A 24,907-nucleotide genomic window follows, 5' to 3' on the forward strand; every position below is an offset into this window, starting at 1 on the left:
TTATCCTTTAATTCTTTTTTTTCTGTTTTGTTCATAATCTTCAAAAATCATTTCTCCTAAACCTTGCAATCTTGTATAAAATGCTTTTCCCTGATTGGCTTGAGTAAACGCTCTTACAAATTGCATTAAATACGGATCTTGAGCAATCATAAAGGTGGTAATGGGAATGTGGAGTTTTCTGGCTTGGCTAGCTTTATCGTAACACTTACTTACAATGTGTTTGTCAAGACCATTACTGTTTTTATAATAGCGACCATCGGGCAAACGCAAGCAACTTGGTTTTCCATCAGTTATCATAAAAATTTGTTTGTTGGTATTCTTTTTTCGTCTTAGTAAATCCATAGCCAATTCTAAACCAGCAACGGTATTTGTATGATAAGGACCTACTTGCAAATAGGGGAGTTCCTGAATTGATATTTTCCAAGAATCATTACCAAACACAATAATATCTAGGGTGTCTTTTGGGTAGCGAGTGGTAATCAATTCGGCCAAAGCCATGGCTACTTTTTTGGCAGGAGTAATTCTGTCTTCTCCATACAAAATCATGCTGTGGCTAATGTCTATCATTAACACAGTACTCATTTGCGATTTATGGGTGGTTTCATTCACCACCAAATCATCTTCAGTTAATTGAAAACCATTAGCAACTCCATTGTTTACTTGTGCGTTTTTAATGCTTTCAGTCATAGATACATTGTCCAAACTATCACCAAATTGATAAGCTCTGGTTTCTCCTGTAATATCATCACCAGCACCAATTTTTTTAGTACTGTGGTTTCCAGAACCTGATTTTTTTAGTTTTCCGAAAATTTGATTTAAGGCTCTTTGGCGAATGGCACGTTCTGTTTTGGCTGTAATTCCGGTTCCAGAATTTCCATCGGGTTTTATGCGTTCTTGTATAAAACCTTTGTCAAATAAATCACGTTTAAAATCTTCTAATGTATATTCTGCAGTGGTTAATTGATAGGTTTTGTCTAATTCCTCTAACCAGTTTAAGGCTTCATCTACATCTCCAGAGGTGTGCGTAATTAATTCTTTAAATATTTCTAACAGTTTGTCAAAAATAGAAAGTACTGGTGCTTCATATTTTTTAAAGACAAAACCTGTATATGCTGCATCTCTTTTGTTCATAAGCGCTGTTGTAAAAGTTACTACTAATTTAAGGGAATAAAACTAGTTTAGGCTTAGTCGTAAAAGAATGTTGATTATTAAAAATAATTTTAAATATTACAAATCGGTAAATATAGCAGAGTCAAAAGTTTGTTTTGCTTCTACATTTTTAGGACCAAAATCACTTCTATCAAAAGATAATAATACGTTTTCTAACTTTTGATAATTGTCCCAAGGTTTTGTGAATTTTGGTTTTTCATCTTTATAATTAGCAAAGAAAGCCCATTGTTTTATTAAGTTTTCTTTAGTATCTACATAAACGTAATATTTATTGTTAGGAGTAACCCCCACTTTTTCAAACGTCATTTGCAAAATATCTGCTTTGTGTCCGTTTTTTAATTTAGTTGTATCAATATATTTTAAAGTAACTCCTGGATCTAATAATTTCCATGGCATGGTTAACCAATAAGAATCATTAATCCACCATTTTTTTGCTTTGTTTACTAGTTTTTCAGATTCTTTAGTATCCGTAATCAATTTGCCATTTTTAAAAGCTTTTCCTTTGTTAGTATTAATATTTACTAAAATAACCAATGTTTCTTTAGGAGATTCTACACGAACATTACCAGACCATTTGTTCCAATGTAAAATTCTTTTCCCAAAATTCCATTTTAAGTAATGTACATTATTCCAGTTTTCTTCTCCTCCCATAGTTTCCATCACTTTGTTTGCAATCTTAATGGCTTTTTGATCACTTTGAGCAGAGATGTTAAAAATAAATAGGAACGAGAATAAAAATGTAATGAGTGTTTTCATGATTTTAAAATATAATTAATGTATTGAAAAATTAATATTAATGTAAAAAAGTTAAACTGTCTTTTTAAAATTAAGATACCAATCCGCTAATTTGTTCTAACCAGTAATTGGTCTTTGCTCCAATTTTACCTGTGCTATAAGTTTGTTTGGTTTTGGTAAGTAAATCACCAATAATAGAAGCTATTAATGGTTGTTGTACATGTTCTGGATACGGAATGTCAAATTCTTTTTGGCTTCCATCAGCAAGTGTTAAAATAATAGGATTGTCGTTAAAACAAGTCATTTTAATATTTCCTTTGGTTCCGTTTATAATTAGTTCATCACGTTTGGTAGTTATGCCATTGTTAAAAGCCCAAAAACAAGAACCTACCACATTATTTTTAAATAAAATATTGGCAGCAACTACATCGTTAGACTTGTATATTTTAGATTGATTAATTGCCAAGCCTTGAACGTGTTCAATATCTCCAATTAAAAACTCTAGAATATTTAATTGATGAGAACCTAAATCATAAAAATAACCATCACCCGCTATTTTAGGATCTACTCTCCAATTGTGAGCCTCATAATTTTCATCTTTAACATCTAAAGGTTTGGTTAGGTTTAATTGTACGTTCAATAAATTACCTAGTGTTCCGTTGGTTATTAATTCTTTTGCCTTTAAAAAATTAGGCAAACAAGTTCTGTAATAAGCAATGTATAAAGGCAAGTTTTTAGCTTTAAATGCTTTTTCAATCTCTATGCATTCTTGATGAGTAATAGCCATTGGTTTTTCTATGTAACAAGCCTTACCAGCTGCAGCAACTTTTAAGGCATATGCTTTGTGATATTTTGGAGGAGTAGCAATATAAACAGCATTAACCTCTGGATGATTGATAATATCATCTGCATTATTTGTCCATTCTTCTATATGGTGTCTTTTTGCATAATCTTTAGCTTTGTCTATATCTCTACGCATTACAGCAATCACGGTTGAGTTGGGGGTTTTATACATAGCAGGTGCACTTTTAACCTCGCATACATTTCCTACACCAATAATTCCCCAATTAACTTGTTTCATAAACTTAATTTTATACGGTATTAAAAGTAAACTATTCTTAGTTAGAAAAGAAATAAGAAAAGGGGAAGAAATACTATTTAACTGAAAAATATTTTATTTATTTGCAGTCCCAACAGAGAGAGGTGCCAGAGTGGTAATGGAGCAGCCTGGAAAGCTGTGGTCGAGAGATCGGCTCCAGGGTTCGAATCCCTGTCTCTCTGCTTTTAATCCCATTCTTATTTTATAAGAATGGGATTTTTTTATGAAAACAAAAATAGCCATCAGAATTTCTGATGGCTATTTGGTTTATAACTAAGTGTAATAGAATTAAATTCCTAATATTTTTTTCAAGGCTTCTTGATCGTCAGAGCTTCCTGCAAAATCATCAAAACCTTTTTCAGTAGCATCAATTAAGTGTTGTGCAATAAAAGGAGCTCCTTCTTTGGCACCTTGCTCGGGAGATTTTAAACAACATTCCCATTCCATAACCGCCCAAACATTACAGTTGTATTGGGTAAGTTTAGAAAAAATGCTTTTAAAATCTACTTGTCCATCACCTAAAGATCTAAATCTACCAGCACGGTCTTTCCAGTCTTGATACCCTCCATAAACTCCTACTTTTCCAGAAGGATTAAATTCGGCATCTTTAACATGGAACATTTTTATGTATTCATGGTAGTAATCTATGTACTTTAAATAATCTAATTGCTGTAATACAAAATGACTAGGATCGTATAAAATATTAACTCTTTTATGATTGTTAGTTGCTTTTAAAAAACGTTCAAAAGTAACACCATCGTGCAAATCTTCTCCAGGATGAATTTCATAACAAACATCCACACCATTTTCATCAAAAGTATTTAAGATTGGCATCCATCTATTGGCTAATTCTTTAAATCCCATTTCTACCAATCCTTTTGGAGCTTGAGGCCAAGGATACATGGTATGCCACATTAATGAACCAGAGAATGTTGCATGTGCCGTAATACCTAAGTTTTTACTAGCAACGGCCGCTTTTTTTAATTGGTCAACAGCCCATGCAGTTCTTGCTTTAGGGTTGTTTCTATAGGTTTCAGGAGCAAATCCATCAAACATAGAATCATACGCGGGATTTACAGCAACTAACTGCCCTTGTAGGTGTGTAGAAAGTTCTGTGATTTCCAATCCGTACGAAGCTACTTTTCCTTTTAATTCATCGCAGTAGGTTTGACTGCTAGCAGCCAAATCTAAATCAATCAATCCTGTTTCCCAGGTAGGGATTTGTATTCCTTTGTACCCTAAAGAGGCTACCCATCCGCACATTCCATCTAAGGTGTTGTACGGAGCTTCTGAGCCAACAAACTGAGCTAAAAATATAGCGGGTCCTTTTATTATATTCATGTTTTTTTGGTTAGTGGTTGGTTAATTATTTTGATTTATTTAATTCTTTTAAGGTCCAATAATCTTTTCTGTCTTTGGTTTGATTTCTTACTTTTCCTACAGCCCAAGCTTGTAAAGCTTCTTCATCATTCATTGCTCTTACATAACTTAATACATCAGCAATCCAAAAATTATCATTGTCTTTTAAAGACATCATAACTCCATATTCTTTTCCATCAACTTCACCAATCAATCCATTTAATAATATTTTAATTAATTTTTTAGGATCGCCTTTTACTCTTGGGCTTCCTAATAATGGTGGTGCTACTAAAGAGCCGTCTTCATTCTGAACTCCTTTTAAATCTGGACCATGACAAGTAATACATAATTGATTGTAAGAGTCATATCCTCTAAGAATATTACTAATATGATTGTTGTTTCTATCTTTTATTTTATCTTTTAAAGCAACCAATCTTTCATCGTCCTTTTTTAAACTCTCTTTGGCAGAATGTGCTATAATTTGATGTTCTTGGTGTTTCCTTTGGATAGATTTTAACATAGAGGTTGCTTTTTTAGAATCACTAAAACGCAAACTTAAAGCCAATTGATTGATTACTTCCGTAGAAGGGTCTAACGCTAATTTTTCATAGTTTTGAAACAAATCAGTAGCTCCTTTTTTAAGAAAATTTTCACTAATTCTAATAGCTGTCATTCTTACTCTAGGGTCTTCATCTTTAAATTTTGATATTATTAATTCTTTATCAATAGCTTCTAATCCTTCTAAAGTCCATAAAGCATGAATTCTTTCTAATCCATAATCTTTATCATCTTCTCCAAACCACTTAGACCAGGTACTTTGATTGTTTAAAGCAATTTCTTTTAACATTGGAATTACAGTAGCATCTGCTCTTAAAATAATTAATTTTTGAGCTGTATTTCTATACCATCCATTTCTGTGTCCTAAATAAGAAACCAGTTCTTTAGATGTTTTGTCTAATAATTTAGGCTGTTTGTCTGGAGTAAAATCTTTGTGAACAATACGGTAAATTCTACCTCTACCAATATTCTTATCTAATCCCTTACGTTTAATAACAGGTCTAATAGCACTTCCTTTTCTAGTCCAGTTACTTTCTTGAATAATTCCTCTATACATATCTACTACATACAAAGAACCGTCAGGTCCTGTTTCAGACCAAACAGGTCTAAAGTTTAAATCTGTAGATGCTAAAAACTCAGTTTGATAATATGGGTTAGATAACACTTTTAATCCATCTATATTATTCACCTTAGCTCTTCTAATTAATCTACCTACAGGTTCTGGAATAAATAAATCCCCGTACATACTAGATGGCATTTTGTGTCCTCTAAAAATAGTTTGACCAGCAACTCCTGTAAAATGATTTAAGGTTCCATCTTCTTTAAGTCTTTTGGGACCACCTTGTACATCGGGAGTTCCTACAATAGGAAAGGTCTCCATAAATCCTTCTTCCAATCTTTCTTTTGGACTGTAATCTCCATAAACAGGGGGATGTTGAAATCCATAAGCAGGATTTTCTCCACCCGCAGTAGCGTAAAAGATATTTCCTAAATCATCTTGAGTTAATCCCCATTGTCCAGCTGGCATATTGGCTACAGTATCTGCAACGACCTTATCTTTGGTAAATTTAAAACGTATAGGGTTGTAGGTTGTGTATGTCCAGTTATCTAAACTCCATAACAAACCACTTTGTTGGTGTTCTAAATTCCCACCTCTTCTTTTTGGAATGTGAAAGACTCTCTTTTTAACATCAGCAACACCATCATTATTTGTATCTGTGTACTTCCATAAATCATAAGAGTAGGTTTCGTTTACAATTAACTCTCCATTATCTAGTGGTAATATCATCCTAGGCAACATTAAGCTGTCTATAAAAACGGTGCTTTTGTCCATTTTACCATCTCCATCAGTATCTATTAATTGTTTAATTTTACTAATAGACCTGTTGGTTCCTGTACCATCAACATCTTGCATGTAAGTATTCATTTCTGCTACATACATACGTCCGTTTCCATCCCAGGCAATGGTTACAGGCTCATCTACCATAGGTTCGCTTGCTACTAATTGAATTTCGTAACCTTCAGGTAAATAAAAACTGTTTAAACTTTCTTTTGGAGATTTAAAATCTGAGGAAGCTTCTTTTACAATTTCAGGTTTGGTGTACTTTGTATCAAAGTATTCCTTTTCTTTTTTACCACAACTTACGGCTAGTATTGCTGTAGTAAGTAAAGTAAGTTTAATGTTGTTTTTAGTTCTAAATTTTAACATTGGTTTTGTTTCTTATAAAGTTGTCCAGGCAGCGTTGTTTTTATCACTTTCTACCGCTGCATAAATAAATTTCATTCCTCTAATTCCATCTTTAACCGTAGGATAGTCTGGGTTTTTTATTGTTTTTCCGTTAGAGATAGCAATAAGATGATTGGCAAAATTCTTATAAACAGTTGCAAAGGCTTCTAAATATCCTTCTGGGTGACCCGCTGGAATTCTAGCAATTTGAGCTTCTGCATACAGTTTATTTCCGTTTGGAGTGTAAATTTTAACAGGCTCGTCTAACCAACGTGTAATTAATTGGTTTGGATTTTCTTGATGCCATTCTAAACTTCCTTTGGTTCCATATATAAGAATTGCCAAATTGTTTTCTTCTCCCAAAGCAATTTGAGAAATAGACATCGTTCCTTTGGCACCGTTTTCTAAACGTAATAACATATTACCGTCATCATCTAAAATACGACCTTTACCAAATCGACCTAAATCTGCAGCAATTTCTGTAATTTTTAAGCCTGTAATATATTCTACTAAATTTTCGGCATGGGTTCCAATATCACCCAAAGCTCCTCCAATACCTGATTTTGTTGGATCTACTCGCCAAGCAGCTTGTTTTTGCCCCGTAGCTTCTAAATCTGTAGACAACCAACCTTGTAAGTATTGTACTTGTACTTTTCTAATGGTTCCAATATCACCATTATCTACCAAAGCTTTGGCTTGTTTTACCATAGGACTAGCAGGATAATTATGTGTTAAAGCAAATTGTTTTTCAGAGGCTTTTATAATCTTTTCTAACTCAACAGCTTCTTCTAAAGTCAACGTCATCGGTTTGTCACAAACTACGTGAAATCCGTTTTCTAAAGCCATTTTAGCAGGAGGGAAGTGCATGTGGTTTGGAGTTACAATAGAAACAAAATCCATACGTTCGTTCTCTGGAAGTTCTTTTTCTTTTAAAATCATTTCCTCATAACTACCATAACATCTGTTTTCTGGTAAAAACAAATCTTTTCCTGATTGGATTGATTTTTCTGCTGTGCTACTAAATGCACCACAAACTAGTTCAATCATTCCATCAATTGATGAAGCTTTTCTGTGTACATCTCCAATGAATGATCCGGTTCCACCACCAATCATCCCCATTCTTAATTTTCTATTCATGTTTATGCTTTGCTTGTCTTTTTCATGTATATATTTAAGCCTATAAACGCTACAATTAAAATTGCAGGTAAAATAGACATTGTTCTTAAAGCTTCAGTTGCATTTGCATTGTCCATTAATTTACCCATAATAGGCAATACCAAAGAAACAGAAAACATTCCTGCACCTCCCATTATAGACAATCCTAAAGCTCCTGTTTGTGGTAAATATTCGGCTACAAAACCTAACATAGTTGGCCAGAAAAAAGTAACACCAACGGCAAATACTGCTGCTGCTACAAAAGTCATACCTCCGGTTGTAATGGTTAATAACCAAAGACCAATTAAAGTAAATATTGCTGAATATAAAAGCATTCCGGCTGGTTTTAGTTTGTGAACAACTTTTCCTGCTGACAATCTACCTAATGCCATAATTCCGTTTATAAATGCCAACACTAATAACGGTGATGACACAGATGTTTTTAACAAAGATTCTATTCTTTGTGTGGTTCCTAATTCTGATGCTGCTGTTAATAACATACAAAATACCATAAAAAGAAAAAGAGGTTTGGTTACACTAGCAATCATTTGCTTATTGCTAATTCCTAATTTTACACGTTCAGTAACAGGTATTTCTTGGCCAAAAAACAAAACACCATAAATAACCAAAGGAATAAATAAGGTAGCTACCATAAGTTGCCAATCCAATCCTAAAATATCCATAATAAACCAACCTACTAAAGATCCTATTACAATTCCACCAGGAAACCAAACATGAAATCTGTTTAGCATTTTAGTTTTTTGATCTGAATACATAGAAGCAATTAAAGGATTTAAAGCTGCTTCTACCATACCATTACCAATACCAATAAATAAGGTTGCTAAAAATAAAGAGGTCATAGAATCTGCCATAATTGTCCACACAATACCAATAGCGTGTGTTATAAAAGCAATCCATGTTATTTTTTTGATGCCTAACAAATCCACCAAAGGTCCCCCAAAAATCATGGCAAGTGTAAATCCAAAAAATGCAGGTGTAAAAGCGTATCCTATTTGTTCTAAAGTTAGTCCAACTCCTTCTGGTCCAAAAACGGTTTCTAATCTTGCTCTAATAGCAAAAGTCATTGCTGTTGTGATTAATGCTAGACAGCTAGCAATAAACAATCTATTCTTATTCGCTTTTTCCATTGAATGTAATTATATAGTTATTAATCAGTATAGTTTCTATTGTATAGTGGTGAAAATTGTGAAATAATCACAAAATACAATTATTGATTGATAAATATATAGATTTACAAATAAGATGATGTTTATAATTTTTCAGTGAAGAAAAATATACTTATTGGTTGTTTTGAATACGAAACTCGTTAGGAGTATAGTTTTCGTGTTTTTTAAAAACGGTAGCAAAATATTGGCTTGTAGTAAAGCCACACATATAAGCAATTTCTGACACAGAAAGTTCTTTGTTATCTAACAATAAATGTTTGGATTTTTCTATACGTTTGTAGGCTAAATATTGCATAGGAGTAAGGTTGGTAATTTGTTTGCAATGATGTGTGAACCTAGTTAAACCAACTCCTGCAGAGTCTGCCATAGATTGAATTGTCCAGTTTTCTGATATGTTATTGTCCAATTCTTTTAAAAAGAATTTTACACTTCTAGAACTGTCTGTAAGAGATTCGTTTAAAACAATTTTTTCTTCGTTTAAACTATCTAATAATAATAATAGAAGTTGATTGATTAAGATTCTTATTTTAGAGGCATTGTTATTATCAACATCTTCATCAACGGCTTTTCCTATTTTATGAAAGCACTCTTTGTAATTGTGATTTGTTTTAATAATAGATTTTTCATTCTGTCTTAACAGAATCGTTAATCGCTCTAAATCTTGTTGTGTTATGTTGATCCATTCTGGCCAAATCCAAGGTTGATGCGGTCTTCTAACCCCTAAATCTATTATAATCCAATAAAATTTACCCACACCAATTGTTGGGTTTCCTACTTTATGTGCTTCCCAGGGTCTTGTAATTGTTAAAGTATTAGGCTCTAATACAACTTCTTTGTTTTCTTGAGCATATGGCATTAATCCTGATTCTAAAAAATGAAACTCTATTCCTTCATTTCTGTGCCAATCTAATCCCCAGTCTTGTGGTGTATTGGCATCCCAATAACCAATACTGTTTAATCCTAAAGTGTTCTCATCTAACCGATCTCCTGGATAGGAATGTCGAGCCAAAGCTTTAAATTTTACTTTTTTTCGCTCGTGTGCATCTGTTAAAGGCAAACAAGTGTCTGCATGATATACAATTCCTTCAGCAGCTTGAAATGGTTCAATATTAAAAGAGTCTTTCATAACAGTTGAATTGGTTTTAGAATATTATTTGGTGTTTGTTATTTTTCAGCGATGAATAATAAACATCAAGTAGTTCTTTTAATAATTTTATAAATTGATTTAAAAATTTTAGCAAATATATAATTCAATCCTTAGTTTTTTGTGAATAAATAGAGGATTAATGAGTTTTATTTTTTATCATATGGTTTTTAAATAGTAATCTAATCGTTTTTCTAATTCCTGATAATCTGCATAGCCATTACTTAAAACTCCTTTTTTGTTCTTGTGCTCTATCAACAATGTTGGCATTCCACCCAATTGTTTTTTAACAAAAGAATCAAAATCTGCCATAGCTAATCTTTTGTATTTTTCATCTGTAACCTTTTTATTAAAAGTAACGATGTTAAAATTAATTATTGTTAAATATGGTTTGTAAGCTTCAAAATTATTTAAGTCAACACCGTCTTTATAAGCAGCTTTTAATAATAATTCTGCAAATTCAACAGATTTTTCTGGTTTGTTTTCTTTTACAATACTTAAAGCAATTGCAGGAGGTAATGAGTTTAGTAGAATATCACCTTCTCCAAATATTTTATCTATAAATTTCTTTCCAAAAAGCACCCCTGTAACTTGTTCTACATTTTTGTAGGCACCCTGTTTAATGTAAGGAGCCACGTTATTAATATAGCCAACTCGTCCTCCGGTAAATAAACCACCGCTAACAACTTCAAAATCTATGTCTTGTGAATGTGCTTCTTTAAATTGTTTAAAGGCATTGGTAAATCCGTAACACCATCCACATAAAGCATCATAATAATAAGTGATTTTTATTTTAGCAGTTGTTTCTTTTTGTGATTCTATTAATGTGCTTTGCGAAGATGTTACTTCGCAAACTCCTGTTTCTGTATTGCAATTATAATTGGTTTCTGACATTTTTATTTCTTTAGTATCAAATGTAGAGAAAAGCTTACAGAACACTATTCTCTATAATGTGATAAAAGGCTTATTTTTAATATAGACCTATCTTTGTAAAATAGTCTGTATATATTTGTTTTTGATACGATAAATAATGACTGTAGAAAATAAATCTAAAAAAGTAAAAAAGCCTTGGCCTACTAAAAAAGCTATGGAGCAGGTGTATGAAATGAAATTATGGGGAGGAAACGAATTTGATTTTTATTCAGGATCAGGTTCACATGATTCTGAAATTGTGATGCCGTATATAGAAACGTTGATTTCTTTTTTTACTTCTTTTAAAACACCTATTACTGTTTGTGATTTAGGTTGTGGTGATTTTAACGTAGGAAAACAGTTACTTAAATACACCCAAAATTATATTGCTGTAGATATTGTAGAGAATCTTATAGAGCGTAATAAGCAAAAATTTAAACTCCCAAATTTATCGTTTTATTGTTTAGATATTGCTGTAGACAATCTTCCTGTAGGTGATTGTGTTATTTTAAGACAAGTATTGCAACATTTGTCTAACAACGAGGTATTAAATGTGATGAAAAAATTAACGAACTTTAAATATATTGTTTTAACCGAACACTTGCCTTGTGGAGATTTTATACCCAATAAAGATATAATTTCTGGACAAGGAATTAGGATTAAAAAACAAAGTGGAGTACACTTATTAAGTCCACCTTTTAACTTTAACATAAAAGAAGAAAAAGAATTACAATCTATCAATTTAAAAAACAATAAAGGAAAAATAGTAACTACTTTGTACCGTGTTTTTTAAGATACCGCTTCTAAAATACTTAAGTGCTTTTTTAAGACTCCAGAAGGGCTTTGTTTGGTTTCATCAAACACCCGAGTGTCTCCAAACAAAATAAAACTATCTTTAGCTCTAGACACTGCTACGTTTAGCATATTTGGTTTGTTGTCTTTGTCAAAAAACAATGTACCTTCATCTAAATTGCTATACACAGAACTAAACAAAACAATGTTCCTTTCGGCTCCTTGTAAAGCATGTACAGTTCCAAGTTTGATTAAATTTATATTGTAACCAGCATCTAATAAAGCTTTAGAAAGTTCTGTTTTTTGACTAGCAAAAGGAGTAATAATACCTAATACTTTTTCTATAGCAGTTACATCATAAGCTTCTTGAATATTTTCTTCGTGTTGACGTAACCATTTAATTATTGCGTTTACTTCGTTTAAATTACAACGACTATTGTATCTGCGTTCACTAACCCCTTCTATATGATAAGCCAACATGGAAGGGAATATTTGATCTTCGGATGCTTTTCCCTTCATGGGTTTTAAAATACCTCCGTATGCCAATTCGTTGCAAAATCCAATAATTTCATCATTACACCTACGGTGTTCTAATAAAATCATTCCTGGTTGTGTACCTGTAGGTAATAAGGTTTCAAACTCGCATGCGTTTTGAGCCATTTTCATAATACTCCCGCTAGAAGCCAAAAACCCTAAATTATGTAAAATTTCACTTTCTTGATAATTGCTGATGATATTTTGATTGGCTAAGTTTCCTTGATCAATTTTAGGAGGAATAGACCAAATAGGTTCTATTTGTTGTAAATCACCTACTACAATTGCTTTTTTAGCTAAAGAAAACAAAGGAATACTGACCTCTGGAGTAACCTGACCTGCTTCATCAATAATTAATAAATCTATAAAATTAAAAAGCGGTAGATATTCAAAAATGGGTTTACCCTCTGGGTTTTCTCCCTGAAACTGACTGTAAATAAAATGAGGTGGAGCCATATAAAACGTAGCTACAAAACAAGGGGTTAGCATAGCTCTTCTTTTCCATTTAGCGCTAATTACTTTTTCTCCTGTTCCTTTTTCAGTTTCGTTTTCCAATGCATCTAGAGTGGCTTCTAACCAACGAGCTTCCCAGTAATGCGTAGCCAATAAAAATGATTTATGACGTAGATTTAGATCCAATTCATCATAAAAATATTGATGACTTTTTGTGGTAGAATTCAATTTTTGGTATTCAAATTCCCACATTTGTTCTTCGGACACAAAAGGATACCCTTTTATGTTATTTTTTAATTTCCAGTTGTTTAATTTGATATTGGATTGTAAGGCAATATTTAAATTTGTTAAATGCTCTTTTATATAATCTAGTGCTTTTTTTTCATCGTATAAAAGTTCCGAAGGGATTTTAAAAATACAATCTGTAGTATTTATAGCATCAGAATTTTCGCTAAAAACAGTTTTAATTAACTCTATAAAGTTTGAACTTTTAGCTCCAGATTTTAATTTATTTAGTTGATCTCTCCAGTTTTTTAAATTAGAAATCTGAATTTTGTCTTTTTCTATTTTGTTCTTAGGATCTATTAGAATGGTATTAATTTTATCAATAGAACTAATATAATCGCTGCAAATGCGAGTTCCGTTGATTAATTCATCATCTAGTAATATAATTTCTTTTTGTAAATGATTATATACATCTTCTAAAGATTCTAGCTCAAAACCATAATATTCTTTAAATTGATTAAAAAAGTAGGCTTCTGCTTCAAAAATATATTGCTCTGTTTCTAGTTCACACAACGTACCTTCGTGACCAAATAGATTTCCTTTTAAAAAATTAATATTTTCTAAAGATTTTGGACTTTTAGAATTTGAAGGTAGATAGGTTGCGTATCCGTTAAAATTAGGAATCCACCTTTTTGATAAATCTTTTAAAGTACTTTCAGAATTTATAAAACTATCTATAATATTTGTAACGGCTTGGTTGTTGCTAGAGCAGGCCAATATAACTGGAGCTTCATCTCCTAAAATAGCAGATTTTACAAACTCGGTTGCAACTACACTTTGTAACAAGGTAGTTTTACCTGTTCCTGGAGGTCCATTTACGGCAGTAACAGCATTTTCTTCGGCTGTTAAATAAGATAATAAAGTTTTTCGCTGGCTAATAGATAAAGGAAATTGATTAGACATTTGACCAGCATGAAAATGATTGTAGTTTAAAAAACCTTGGTCTGTAATTGTATTTTTTCGGTCTCTATTTATTGGGTTGATAATTTTAGAAAGTAGTGGCAATTCCTCTATTTCATTTAAAATATTATCATATAAAAACAAAATACTTTTAGCTGTGGCAATTTTAGAACTGGTAGCAAAATACATTACCTGATGAATGGTTTGATATTCTTCTATTCTGTAATTGTGGATGTTTCTATACGTTATGCTTTTAAAAACTTCATTGGCGTAATTCCAATACTCATCCCAAGATATGGGAGTTTCTTCATCTTCGGTATAGGGTTGCTCTATTTCTTGTGCATGGATAATTTTTTCGGTAGATGAAAAAATAAAATCATTTTGAGTATCTGCAATAGGAGCTAGATAATTTCTAACAATTAAAGGAAATAATTCTTTAGAAACAGACAACTGTCCAGAACGGTTTACCTTAGCAGGCACCCAAAAAGGTCTAATTACATTGTTTTTCTGTGAGGTGTTTTGTGTAGCAAATTCTAAGTAAAATGGAGCTATTAAAATTTCTGTTTCATTAATTTCTCTCCAATTTGTACTGTCTTTTTTACGAATTCCTTTTAGTCTGTTAATTCTACGTTCTTCAGCATCTAGCATTTCTGTAGCATGCTTTGCATTTAGCATACCGTTTCCTATTATGCAATTCTTTTCTTCGTATAAGTTTTTAATTCTACTAATGTCTACAGCTAAGTTTTCACTATCAGATAAGCTGTTTTTATAATAATGTAACCAGTTTTTTTCGTTTGACATAGACTTGTGTAAGTAGCAAAATTTTAAGGCTAGCTAAAATAAATTTTTACTATTTGATACAAGATTAATTTTAACCGAAAAAAATATATTTATGAACAATTGAATGTGAATTATAAAGTATTTAAATAAATCTTATTTTTTAAACTGTTTCATTTTTATAATTTTCTAAATTATATAGTAATTTTAATATATTTGTGATTATATGGTAAAAAGCATATATTTGTGATTATATGGTAAAAAGCATATATTTGTGATTATATGGTAAAAAGCATATAAAATTATTTTATGAAAGCAGTAATTACGGCAGATATTGTAAACTCTAGAAAAGTGTCTCCAAATATTTGGTTAACATCCTTAAAAACAATGTTATCTAGTGTTGGTGCCGAATATAGTGTTTGGGAAATATACAGAGGAGATAGTATTCAGTTAATAACAGAGCCTGCTAAAGCATTAAAAATAGCTGTTTTGTTAAAGTCTGTTATCAAACAAATTCCTAATTTAGATATTAGAATAGGAATAGGAATTGGTAATGTTAGTTATTATTCAGAAAAAGTAACCTCTTCTAATGGGGCTGCTTTTATAAACTCAGGAGAAGCTTTTGATGGTTTAAAGAAAAACACATTGGCTATTCAGTCTGATTTTAAGAAGTTTGACGAAGTGCTAAATATTATGTTAGGTTTGGCAACATTAACACTAGATAATTGGAAACCTGCCATGGCAGAAGTGGTGCAGAAACAGTTAGAAAATCCAGATTCTAAACAAATAGAAATAGCAGAAATGTTGCAAAAAAAACAAAGTAATGTAAGTTATAGTCTAAAAAAAGCGGGATATGATGAGATTATGAAGTGCATACATTATTATGAAAAAGAAATACAGAAATTATGCTTGCTTTAAAATTAATATTGTCTCACTTTTTAGGTGACTTTGTACTTCAGTTTGATGGTTGGGTAAAAGACAAAGAAAAAAATAAATTAAAATCTAAGTTTTTGTATTTACACACTTTTGTACATGCATCACTTATGTTTTTACTGTTAGGTTTAAAAAAAGAATATGTAGGAATTGTTATCATAATTTCCTTGTTTCATTTACTAATCGATGCAGTTAAATTGTTAAAACCTATAAAGAATAAAAGAATTTTATTTTTTGCAGATCAGTTAGCACATTTGGCAGTAATTGGTGTTGTGGTATTTGTTTATCAAGGTTTAAAATTTAGGATACCTACTTTAATTACAGAAAAAAGCTTGCTGTTAGCCATTGCTATACTAATAGTTACCGTAGTAAGTTCTATTGTTTTAAAAGTTGTGTTTAGTTTGTGGGGAGATGCTCTAAAAAAAATAAACAAATCAGATAGTTCTTTAAAAAATGCAGGAAAATATATTGGAATGCTAGAGCGTTTGTTGGTGTTTGTTTTTATTGTTTTAGACAAATGGGAAGCTATTGGTTTTTTATTAGCTGCTAAATCTGTTTTTAGATTTGGAGATTTAACCAATGCAAAAGATCGTTTGCTAACAGAATATGTGTTGATAGGTACTTTGTTAAGTTTTGGAATAGCAATTGCAACAGGACTTTTATACCTAAAGCTACTAACGTTTATTTAGTTGTTATTACTTTTCGTTCTCTATAACAACCAATGCCATTTTTATAGCGGCATAGTCTAATTGCTCATTAAAATAATCAAAATAACTTTTTAACGCTTTGGGGTTTTCTACTTTAGTTTGTGCATCTCTAACTGCTTCTATTTCTTTTGCAGAGACAAAATCACTCAAATCTATTTTAATACCATCGTTGTATAATTTTACAAAATGACTTTGAATAGTATTGGGTGTCAATCCTCTTTCTTTCGCAATTTCTTCTATAGATAATCCTTTTTTATAAAACTCATATGTTTCTAAATGAGAGTCTGATTTTCCTCTTTTTTTCTTTACAGGTTTTACTACTTTTTCTTTATTGAACTTAATGATTTCTGTAATAAAATCATAGCCATAATCTTGTAGTTTTTTTTGTCCAACACCTTCAATCTCTAAAAAGTCTTCATCGGTAACAGGACGTTCATTTGCTATTGCTTTTAATGTTGCATCTGTAAATACATGATATGCAGCAAGCCCTTTGGCTGTTGCCAACTCTAAACGTAACACACGTAAGCGTTCAAATAAATTGTTTTCGGGTTTGCTATTTTTTTGTGGAGTTTTGGTATCTGCTTTTACAAAATCAACTGGTTTGGTTAAAGATACTTTCATACCGTTAAACAAAACTTCTTTTGAAAGTTCGTTTAATTTTAAGGTATTGTTTTGATGAAAAGCAATTTCGAAAAAACCTTGATTAATCAACTGTATCATGTATTGTTGTAAATCTTTCCAGGCAATGTCTTTTGCAACTCCGTAGGTTTTTAGTAGTTGATAGTTTTTGTCTAAAATAGCAGCATTTTGAGAACCTCTTAAAAAATCTACTACCACATTTAAGGGTTCGTTTTCTTGCAGTCTAAAAATTCCAGACAATACTTTTTGAGCAATTACAGTTCCATCAAAAAAAGTAGGAGGGTGGTTACAAACATCACAATTTCCACATTTTTCAGTAGCTGTTTCTCCAAAGTAACTTAACAATATGTTTCGTCTACAACTGGTAGCTTCTGCATATTGTAGCATTCTGTCTAATTTTGCCAATTGTACTTCTTGTTGCCCAGAACCTTCGGCAAACCTTCTTAACTGAATTACATCTGCATAAGAATGAAATAAAATAGTTTCAGAATCTAGTCCGTCACGACCTGCACGACCAATTTCTTGATAATAACCTTCAATGTTTTTAGGTAAGTTGTAGTGAATAATCCAACGTACGTTAGATTTATCTATTCCCATACCAAAAGCAATAGTTGCACAGATAATAGGAGTGGTGTCGTGAATAAAATTTTCTTGAGTTTTACTTCTTACATCGGCAGGTAGTCCCGCATGATAAGCTGCTGCTTTAAATCCGTTCTTTTTTAAACGATCTGCCAATTGTTCTGTTTGTTTTCTACTTAAGCAATATACAATTCCAGATTCTTTAGGTTTGGATTTTACAAAGTCTACAATTTGTGTAACACGATCTTGTGCCGGACGAACTTCTAAACTTAAATTTGCTCTGTTAAAAGAACTAATATTTCTTTTGGCATCTGATATGTCTAATTGGTTGGCAATATCTTCACGTGTTGCTTTATCGGCAGTAGCGGTTAAGGCAACTAGCGGTGTGTTGGGTAAACGTTTTTTTAAGAAAGATAATTGTGTATAGGCAGGTCTAAAATCGTGTCCCCAAGAAGAGATACAGTGTGCTTCATCTACCGCTATTAAACTAATTTTACAAACCTGGCTTAACTGCTCAAAAAAAGCCAAACTCTCGGGAGCTAAATACAACAATTTAATGGCTCCTTTTTTTACACGCTCAATAATATCAGTGTTTTCTGTAGTAGATTGTGAACTGTTTACAAAAGCAGCTGGAATACCATTGGCATTTAAGGCATCTACCTGATCTTTCATTAAAGCAATTAAAGGAGAAATAACTAAGGTTAAACCTTCTAACAAAATGGCTGGTAGTTGGTAACAAATAGATTTTCCTCCACCAGTAGGCATAATGACCAAGTTATCTTCACCATTAATTAAACTGGTAATAATTTCCTTTTGCAAAGGCCTAAATTGCTCGTAACCAAAATAATCTTTTAAGGTTTTGTGTAAAAGGATATCTTGATCTGTCATAACAATTAATATAGTTTTAGAGCTTCTTCTAGAATTTCTGTAATTAAATCCACATCAATATCTTTATTTGGGTTGATGGGGAGTATTTTAAATATTTTTCTATCTCCCTGAATTAGAGCAGGATGATTCATTTTAGAACCTTTGGCAAAACTTAAGTAGGGTTCGTTGGTTTTTTTATCTTTCCAAATATAACACAAAGGTTTTTCTTTGTAATACAAATAGGGCAATCCCCATTTTTTGTACAGTGTTATGTTTGAATAGTTTTGAGTAATGAAGTTTTTAATAAATAAAAACACACTTTTATTGGGCTCTTCTAATGCATCAAAAAAGTGTTCTACTTCGTTCATATTATTTTTTTACATCTCGACTACGTTCGATGATCTCATTTTAACTCAGATATTCAAGCGTAGTCGAGAAATTTTTAAATTACAGCAAATAATAATCTAAAGATTCTTGAATCAAATCAACAGATACTTTACAGTCTATTTTACAAGTTTCAATACTTTCTAGCAATACAAAATTTACTTGTCCGTTTACGTTTTTCTTATCGTGTTTCATTAAATCAATCACAGCAGGATAATCTGTTTTTAAAACGGGAACTTTTCCAAAAATTCGGGTAATTGTAGTTTTAATAATTTCTAAATCACTTAATGGAAAATTAAATAGTTTAGAAGATATGTAAGCTTCGGTAATCATACCTAAAGCAATGGCTTGTCCGTGTGTTAGTGTCTCTTTGTCATCAGATTCTAAAAAATGAGATTCTACAGCGTGACCAATAGTATGTCCGTAATTTAATATTTTACGTAAGTTGGCTTCTAAACGATCTTCTAAAACTACTTCATTTTTTATTTCAATAGAACGATGTATCATTCCCACCAAATCAACTTCTTTTGTTTCATCTGTAAACTGTTTCCACAAAGAAGCATCGTAGGTCAATCCGTATTTAATAATTTCTGCCATACCTGAAGTAATTTCTTTTTCAGATAAAGTTTTTAAATACAATGGATCTATAATCACCATTTCAGGATCTGCAAACAATCCTATCTGGTTTTTTAAAACTCCTAAATCTACTCCAGTTTTACCACCTACAGAGGCATCTACCATGCTTAATAAGGTGGTTGGAATGTTAATGAATTGAATTCCGCGTTTGTAAGTAGAAGCTACAAAACCACCCATATCGGTAATTACTCCACCACCAATATTAATTAGCAAGCTTTTTCTATCAGCACCTAAATCGGTTAACGCATGCCAAACACTCATACAAGTACCTAAGTTTTTGTTTACCTCACCAGATTCAATTTCTATGACCTCAAAAACAACATCAGCTGTAATTTCTTGTTGTAAAATTGGCAAACAGTGTTCATGAGTATTCTCATCAACCAAAATAAAAACCGTTTTAAAAGCTTTAGATTTTATAAAATCGTTTAAGGTATTGTAGCCATTTTCCTGAAAAAGAACAGGGTAGCTAGTAGATTGTATGGTTTGCATTCTAATTGATATTTGATTACAAAATAAGGTCAAAAAATTTAAAAAATAAAAATATTTTGATTTTAAAAAAATAAAAAAACAATCACTCTTTATGTTTTAGAAATAAACATTTGTTAGTAAAACATTGTTTTTATTGAGTAATTAGTAGTTTAACCTTGTAAAATAGTCCATTTATCTATTAATATCTAATGAATAGAAGAAATTTGATATTATTACGCGTTAATTAATAAGCAGAAACTAAACTTATATATGAATAAATTATTAACTCTAATCTTTTTTGTTAACATTGCTATGTTTTCACAAACACCTGGGGGGGTGTCTACAACCAATATGTCTATTTGGTTGTCTGGAGATAGTAATGTTACAGATTCAGGAACTTTAACATGGGGAGATAAAAGTGGTGTTGGATACGATGTATACCAAGCAATAGCTGCAAACAAACCTACACAGTCCGTATTGTTTAATTATAATGAGACTTTTACGTTTGATGGAGTAGAGGATTATTTAGCTGTTCAAGCCTTAAATTATACCAACGGATCTAGTATTAGTGATTTGTATGCGTTTGTAGTTTATAGAACAGGCTATTCTGGAAGTAGTACTTCTAACTGGGCTTTTTTAGATTTTGACCGAAGTGAATCTTATAGTTTAAGTGTTGGAGGTAGCGGATTGTTACGTATGTCATATCAAAGTGCAGGAGCTATTATTGATGCTGATGCAAGTACTGTAACCAATAACAATTCTCCACATATAGGAACCTTTATTTTTGATAACTCTCTAACTAATGAGACTCAAATGAGGGCGGATGGAAAGTTAGATTATAATCAAAATAGAGTAAGTACAGATATTAATATCAACGCAAATAGATATGGTTTTGTAGGAGATGGTTCTGAAGCTACAAGCGAAAATGGAACAAGAAACGATATTTATTACGATGGAGAAATTGCAGAAATTATTTTATTTGACAAAGGGTCAATAACAGCTACAGAAGTTTTAAAAATAGAAAGTTACTTAGCGCTTAAATATGGAATAACATTAGATCCTTCTACAGCAACTTATTTAAATTCAAGTGGAACTACTATTTGGGATAACACTACGTATTGGAACAATGTTGCGGGTATTATAAATGATAGTAGTACTGGAACTATTCATCAAAAAATAGCCAAGTCAGAAAAATCTAACCTAATTGTAGCTACAGATAATGATTATACATCATCTAACAACAGTGGTTCTAGAACAACGTTATCATCTGGAGCATATTTATTGTTTGGAGAAAATGGTTTAGCTGGTTATGATGTTTATGACATGGGAGCTAACGAAAATATTCTTAGAACAAACTGGTTGTTTAAAGAAGGAGGAACAGATACTGGTACTGTTTATGTTGCTTTTCCAAAATCAGAATTACCCACAGGTACAAGTGTAGATTTAATTGTAAGTTCTGATGATGCTTTTGACGGTACAGATACAAGATATACCATGACGGATGATGGAACTTATTACTACAGAGCTATTAATATTTCTGATGGAGATTATGTAACATTTATAGTTACAGATGCAAAAATTGCAGGAGTATCCGTTTCTAATTTTGATATTTATTTAAGAGCTGACAACACAACCACTAGTGGAGGTGATTTAAGTTTAACAGACGGAAGTTTTAACAATGCACATGCATACCAAAGCAATACATCTAACATTCCATCAACTAGTAGTTTAATGAATTTTAATCCAACTTTAGACTTTGATGGGAGTAGTGATTATATGTACATTAAAAATAAAAAATACACAACAAGTCAAGCGATTACAGATTTGCATGCGTTTGCTGTATATAGTACTTCTTTTGAAAATGAATCTTACAATTCTAACTGGGCTTTTTTAGATTTTGATAGAAGTGAATCGTATAATATGTATATTCATGGAGATGGTCGTTTGGCTTTTTCTTACCAATCTAGTGGAACCAAAGATTTATATAGTAATTCTTTAGGAAACGACGGACTGCCTCATATTGCAGAGTATATTTTTGATGCTAGTTTAACCGATGAAACTTTTATGAAGTTTGATGGAAACACTGAATACAATTCTAATTTAACCACGGGTAATATTGTTGTAAAATCAAATAGATATGGTTTTATTGGTGATGGATCAGAAGCAAGTTCTGAAAACGGTAGTAAAAATGGAATTTATTATGATGGACAAATTTCAGAAATTATTTTAGCAGATAGACAATCTTTTACTGCAACAGAATCTTTAAAAATAGAAACTTATTTAGCTTTAAAGTACGGAATCACATTGCATAATTCGTTGGTAAATTATTTAAGTGCAGACGGAACTGTTTTGTGGAATAATACCTCTTATTGGACTGGAATTGCCGGAATTGTAAAAGATGATATTGAGAGTGATTTGGATCAAAAAGTTTCGCAATCTACTTCTGCAAAAGATTTAATTTTATCAACTACGTTAGATTTTAGCTCAAGCAATCTAGACGGGTCCAGAACTTCGGTTACAGAAGGAAGTTCTTTATTATTTGGTAACAATGGGTTGAGTACAGGTATTGAGGTTTTTAATTTAGGAGCCAATGAGTACATAACCACCAGAAAATGGTTGTTTAAAGAAGTAGGTACAGATACTGGAAACATATATGTAGCTATTCCTAAATCTTATTTTAGTGATGATGTTACCATGGTAGAGTTGTTAGTAAGCACAGATGATACTTTTGATGGAACCGATACAAGACTTTCTTTAACAGATGATGGAACTAATTATTACATAAACCAAAATATTGTAGATGGAGATAGAATTGCATTTATAGCTACCATTCCCTCTTTACCTGCTCCTGGTAATGTGAGTAATGGGTTGTCTATGTGGATAAAAGCAGATAACAATGCGGTTAGTTCTAACGGAATTTTAACTTCTATAGGAGGTTCTACTACTAATGGTTATGGGGTTTCTCAAACAACCAATATTTTAAAACCTAGTTATGAAACCAATGCAAACTACAACCCATCTGTAGAATTTGATGGTACCAATGATTATTTGGCTGTAGAGAATTTAAGTTATAGTACTTCTGGAGAAATAACCAAAATGTATTCTTGGGTCGTTTATAAAACAGATTTTAGTGACACACCTTCTGGAGGAGGGTATGACACTAGCAATTGGGCTTTATTTGATTATGATAGAAATGAATATTTTAGCACTTCTATTGGAGGTGATGGAAAATTAGGTTTTTCTTATACGGCAAGTGGAGCTACTTATGATGGCCAAGGAACAACTACGGGGACTAATAATGGACAAGCACATTTGGGAGGTTTTATTTTTGATACAGCTCTAGGAACTAATGAAACCGTGATTAGATTGAATGGTGCAGATGATTATACGGGGAATTTAAATAACAATGCAATTGGTTCTGGAACCACAAGATTTGGAATCGTTGGAGATGGTTCCAGTGCGACTACTTTTGATGGTGGTACCACGGGTAATTATTATCAAGGTGAAATTTCAGAAATTGTTCATTATACAGGAGCAACTTTATCCTCTACAGAGATTTCAAGAATAGAGAGTTATTTGGCAATAAAGTACGGAATTACTTTAGATGCAAGTGGAGGAGGAGTTTCAGGAGATTATTTAAACAGTTTGGGAACTACTATTTGGGATGCTTCAGCAAATTCAGTTTATGGTTATGGAGTTGCGGCCATAGGTCAAGATGATGAATCTGAATTGTATCAAAAGCAATCAAAATCCGAAGTAGCCAATTCAATATTAACCATTTCCATAGATACCAGCATAGCAAGTAGCAACCAAATTAATGCAGGAAGTTTTGATGATGATTTGGACTTTTTATTTTGGTCTAACAATTCAGGAGGGAGTTTGGTAACTATTGTAGATGCAGATATTCCTACAGGAACATGTTTGCGAAGTACTAAAAAAATAAATAGAGATTGGAAAGCACATAATATAGGGTTTGTAGGAGCGGTAACTTTGTCTTTTGACATGTCTAGTATTCCAGATCCCGACAATTATGATTTGTTGATAGATGAAGATGGCGATGGAGATTTTGACACAGGAACTGTAGAGAGTATTACTACGGGGGTCTTAACAGGCAACAATTTAGTATTTACAGGAGTTACTTTGTTAGATGGAGAAGGATTTACCTTAGAGAGTAAAACAAGAACAGGTTTGGCTATTTATGGAAATGGAGTTTGGTATGGAGGAACAGGAACAAGCAATGCTATATCAATATCAGATAGTAGTAAATCGGTACAAATATTAGAAAATGTAACCTTGTCAGAGAATGCAGTTTGTGATTGTATGAATGTAGCTAGCGGAAGTGTGGTTACAGTTCCAACGGGTCAGTATATAGAAGTTATCAATGCCTTAGAGCTAGACGGAGATTTATATTTAGAAGGAACATCAGAATTAATTCAAACAGGAGCGACCAATGCTAATTTAGGAAGTGGACAAGTTTATAAGATTTTAAACGAAGCTACAAGTTCTATTTTTAGATACAATTATTTTTCATCTCCGGTACATACCTCTGGGACGTTTAGCATAGGAGGGGATTTAAAAATAAACACAGGAGCTACTTTGGGAGACAATACAGATCCTAGTTTTATAACCAATGATTTGGATGGTTTTGGAACCACATTTAGTACAAGATGGTTTCATACGATGATCAATGATTATGACTTTACAGAAATAGACGAGAATACCACTATGATTCCAGGGATCGGGTTTACGATGAAAGGAACAGGTCAGAGCAATGCTTATAACTTGATCGGAACTCCAAATAATGGAAATGTAGATATTGTAGTTTCATCGGGTAGGTTTTTATTAACAGGAAATCCGTATCCATCAACCATTAGTGCCAATGCATTTAACACGGCTAACAGTTCTTCA

General features: G+C 32.1%; 17 protein-coding genes and 1 tRNA gene. 5 read left to right on the plus strand and 13 right to left on the minus strand.

Annotated elements, in window-relative coordinates:
- The 3 genes from FHR24_RS10715 to FHR24_RS10725 form a co-directional block, all read right to left on the minus strand.
- A complete protein-coding gene (locus tag FHR24_RS10715; protein WP_167188231.1) occupies positions 1 to 1,131 on the minus strand; it encodes a vWA domain-containing protein in 1,131 nt (376 codons plus the stop codon).
- A gap of 96 nt (positions 1,132 to 1,227) precedes the next feature.
- Positions 1,228 to 1,926, minus strand: a complete 699-nt coding sequence (locus FHR24_RS10720) for a hypothetical protein (RefSeq protein WP_167188235.1) — start codon at positions 1,924 to 1,926, stop codon at positions 1,228 to 1,230.
- A gap of 70 nt (positions 1,927 to 1,996) precedes the next feature.
- A complete protein-coding gene (locus tag FHR24_RS10725; protein ID WP_167188238.1) occupies positions 1,997 to 2,986 on the minus strand; it encodes a Gfo/Idh/MocA family protein in 990 nt (329 codons plus the stop codon).
- A 116-nt stretch (positions 2,987 to 3,102) separates the two neighbouring features.
- Here FHR24_RS10725 and FHR24_RS10730 point away from each other — a divergent pair.
- Positions 3,103 to 3,186 (plus strand) — tRNA-Ser (locus FHR24_RS10730).
- Between the two features lie 106 nt (positions 3,187 to 3,292).
- On the opposite strand, the gene FHR24_RS10735 is transcribed toward FHR24_RS10730, so the two are convergent.
- The 6 genes from FHR24_RS10735 to FHR24_RS10760 all read right to left on the minus strand — a co-directional run bounded on the left by FHR24_RS10735 (position 3,293) and on the right by FHR24_RS10760 (position 11,027).
- Positions 3,293 to 4,345 (minus strand): sugar phosphate isomerase/epimerase family protein, encoded by a 1,053-nt coding sequence (locus tag FHR24_RS10735; protein ID WP_167188241.1) that lies wholly within the window; start codon positions 4,343 to 4,345, stop codon positions 3,293 to 3,295.
- 25 nt (positions 4,346 to 4,370) lie between these two features.
- Complete coding sequence (locus FHR24_RS10740) at positions 4,371 to 6,629, minus strand: DUF7133 domain-containing protein (protein ID WP_167188245.1); 2,259 nt, start codon at positions 6,627 to 6,629, stop codon at positions 4,371 to 4,373.
- Between the two features lie 12 nt (positions 6,630 to 6,641).
- The gene (locus FHR24_RS10745) at positions 6,642 to 7,784 is read right to left on the minus strand and encodes a Gfo/Idh/MocA family protein (RefSeq protein ID WP_167188248.1); all 1,143 of its coding nucleotides are present in this window, start codon (positions 7,782 to 7,784) and stop codon (positions 6,642 to 6,644) included.
- A gap of 2 nt (positions 7,785 to 7,786) precedes the next feature.
- Positions 7,787 to 8,950: an MFS transporter gene (locus FHR24_RS10750; protein ID WP_167188251.1), complete on the minus strand. Its 1,164-nt coding sequence runs from the start codon at positions 8,948 to 8,950 to the stop codon at positions 7,787 to 7,789.
- Between the two features lie 151 nt (positions 8,951 to 9,101).
- Positions 9,102 to 10,115, minus strand: a complete 1,014-nt coding sequence (locus FHR24_RS10755) for a helix-turn-helix domain-containing protein (protein ID WP_167188255.1) — start codon at positions 10,113 to 10,115, stop codon at positions 9,102 to 9,104.
- Positions 10,116 to 10,292: 177 nt separating this feature from the next.
- A complete protein-coding gene (locus FHR24_RS10760; protein ID WP_167188258.1) occupies positions 10,293 to 11,027 on the minus strand; it encodes a DsbA family protein in 735 nt (244 codons plus the stop codon).
- A 136-nt stretch (positions 11,028 to 11,163) separates the two neighbouring features.
- Between FHR24_RS10760 and FHR24_RS10765 the strand changes: the two genes are divergently transcribed.
- On the plus strand, positions 11,164 to 11,838 hold the full coding sequence (locus FHR24_RS10765; RefSeq protein WP_167188261.1) for a class I SAM-dependent methyltransferase: 675 nt from the start codon (positions 11,164 to 11,166) through the stop codon (positions 11,836 to 11,838).
- On the opposite strand, the gene FHR24_RS10770 is transcribed toward FHR24_RS10765, so the two are convergent.
- A complete protein-coding gene (locus tag FHR24_RS10770; protein WP_167188262.1) occupies positions 11,835 to 14,810 on the minus strand; it encodes an AAA domain-containing protein in 2,976 nt (991 codons plus the stop codon). The genes FHR24_RS10765 and FHR24_RS10770 overlap by 4 nt on opposite strands.
- Before the next feature lie 285 nt (positions 14,811 to 15,095).
- Between FHR24_RS10770 and FHR24_RS10775 the strand changes: the two genes are divergently transcribed.
- Both FHR24_RS10775 and FHR24_RS10780 read left to right on the plus strand, forming a co-directional pair.
- Positions 15,096 to 15,704: a SatD family protein gene (locus FHR24_RS10775; RefSeq protein ID WP_167188263.1), complete on the plus strand. Its 609-nt coding sequence runs from the start codon at positions 15,096 to 15,098 to the stop codon at positions 15,702 to 15,704.
- Complete coding sequence (locus FHR24_RS10780) at positions 15,692 to 16,408, plus strand: DUF3307 domain-containing protein (RefSeq protein ID WP_167188264.1); 717 nt, start codon at positions 15,692 to 15,694, stop codon at positions 16,406 to 16,408. Before FHR24_RS10775 ends, FHR24_RS10780 begins: the two co-directional genes overlap by 13 nt.
- Positions 16,409 to 16,414: 6 nt before the next feature.
- On the opposite strand, the gene recQ is transcribed toward FHR24_RS10780, so the two are convergent.
- From recQ to aroB, 3 genes are all read right to left on the minus strand, one after another.
- Positions 16,415 to 18,532 carry a DNA helicase RecQ gene (gene recQ, locus FHR24_RS10785; RefSeq protein WP_167188266.1) on the minus strand — a complete coding sequence of 706 codons (2,118 nt, stop codon included), beginning with the start codon at positions 18,530 to 18,532 and terminating at the stop codon, positions 16,415 to 16,417.
- Positions 18,533 to 18,537: 5 nt separating this feature from the next.
- A complete protein-coding gene (locus FHR24_RS10790; protein WP_167188269.1) occupies positions 18,538 to 18,879 on the minus strand; it encodes a DUF1801 domain-containing protein in 342 nt (113 codons plus the stop codon).
- A 79-nt stretch (positions 18,880 to 18,958) separates the two neighbouring features.
- Entirely contained in the window at positions 18,959 to 20,020 is a 1,062-nt protein-coding gene (gene aroB, locus FHR24_RS10795; RefSeq protein ID WP_167188272.1) for a 3-dehydroquinate synthase, read from the minus strand.
- Positions 20,021 to 20,269: 249 nt separating this feature from the next.
- On the opposite strand from aroB, the gene FHR24_RS10800 reads away from it, so the two are divergent.
- Positions 20,270 to 24,907 (plus strand): beta strand repeat-containing protein (locus tag FHR24_RS10800; RefSeq protein WP_394352393.1); only part of this gene is annotated, 4,638 nt, incomplete at its 3' end.

Source organism: Wenyingzhuangia heitensis (assembly GCF_011762155.1).
In the GTDB taxonomy this organism is placed as follows: Bacteria; Bacteroidota; Bacteroidia; order Flavobacteriales; family Flavobacteriaceae; genus Wenyingzhuangia; species Wenyingzhuangia heitensis.

Coding starts and splice junctions, on each gene's coding strand:
- FHR24_RS10715 (WP_167188231.1), bottom strand. CDS start 1,131: ATGAACAAAAGAGATGCAGCATATACAGGTTTTGTCTTTAAAAAATAT.
- FHR24_RS10720 (WP_167188235.1), bottom strand. CDS start 1,926: ATGAAAACACTCATTACATTTTTATTCTCGTTCCTATTTATTTTTAAC.
- FHR24_RS10725 (WP_167188238.1), bottom strand. CDS start 2,986: ATGAAACAAGTTAATTGGGGAATTATTGGTGTAGGAAATGTATGCGAG.
- FHR24_RS10735 (WP_167188241.1), bottom strand. CDS start 4,345: ATGAATATAATAAAAGGACCCGCTATATTTTTAGCTCAGTTTGTTGGC.
- FHR24_RS10740 (WP_167188245.1), bottom strand. CDS start 6,629: ATGTTAAAATTTAGAACTAAAAACAACATTAAACTTACTTTACTTACT.
- FHR24_RS10745 (WP_167188248.1), bottom strand. CDS start 7,784: ATGAATAGAAAATTAAGAATGGGGATGATTGGTGGTGGAACCGGATCA.
- FHR24_RS10750 (WP_167188251.1), bottom strand. CDS start 8,950: ATGGAAAAAGCGAATAAGAATAGATTGTTTATTGCTAGCTGTCTAGCA.
- FHR24_RS10755 (WP_167188255.1), bottom strand. CDS start 10,115: ATGAAAGACTCTTTTAATATTGAACCATTTCAAGCTGCTGAAGGAATT.
- FHR24_RS10760 (WP_167188258.1), bottom strand. CDS start 11,027: ATGTCAGAAACCAATTATAATTGCAATACAGAAACAGGAGTTTGCGAA.
- FHR24_RS10765 (WP_167188261.1), top strand. CDS start 11,164: ATGACTGTAGAAAATAAATCTAAAAAAGTAAAAAAGCCTTGGCCTACT.
- FHR24_RS10770 (WP_167188262.1), bottom strand. CDS start 14,810: ATGTCAAACGAAAAAAACTGGTTACATTATTATAAAAACAGCTTATCT.
- FHR24_RS10775 (WP_167188263.1), top strand. CDS start 15,096: ATGAAAGCAGTAATTACGGCAGATATTGTAAACTCTAGAAAAGTGTCT.
- FHR24_RS10780 (WP_167188264.1), top strand. CDS start 15,692: ATGCTTGCTTTAAAATTAATATTGTCTCACTTTTTAGGTGACTTTGTA.
- recQ (WP_167188266.1), bottom strand. CDS start 18,532: ATGACAGATCAAGATATCCTTTTACACAAAACCTTAAAAGATTATTTT.
- FHR24_RS10790 (WP_167188269.1), bottom strand. CDS start 18,879: ATGAACGAAGTAGAACACTTTTTTGATGCATTAGAAGAGCCCAATAAA.
- aroB (WP_167188272.1), bottom strand. CDS start 20,020: ATGCAAACCATACAATCTACTAGCTACCCTGTTCTTTTTCAGGAAAAT.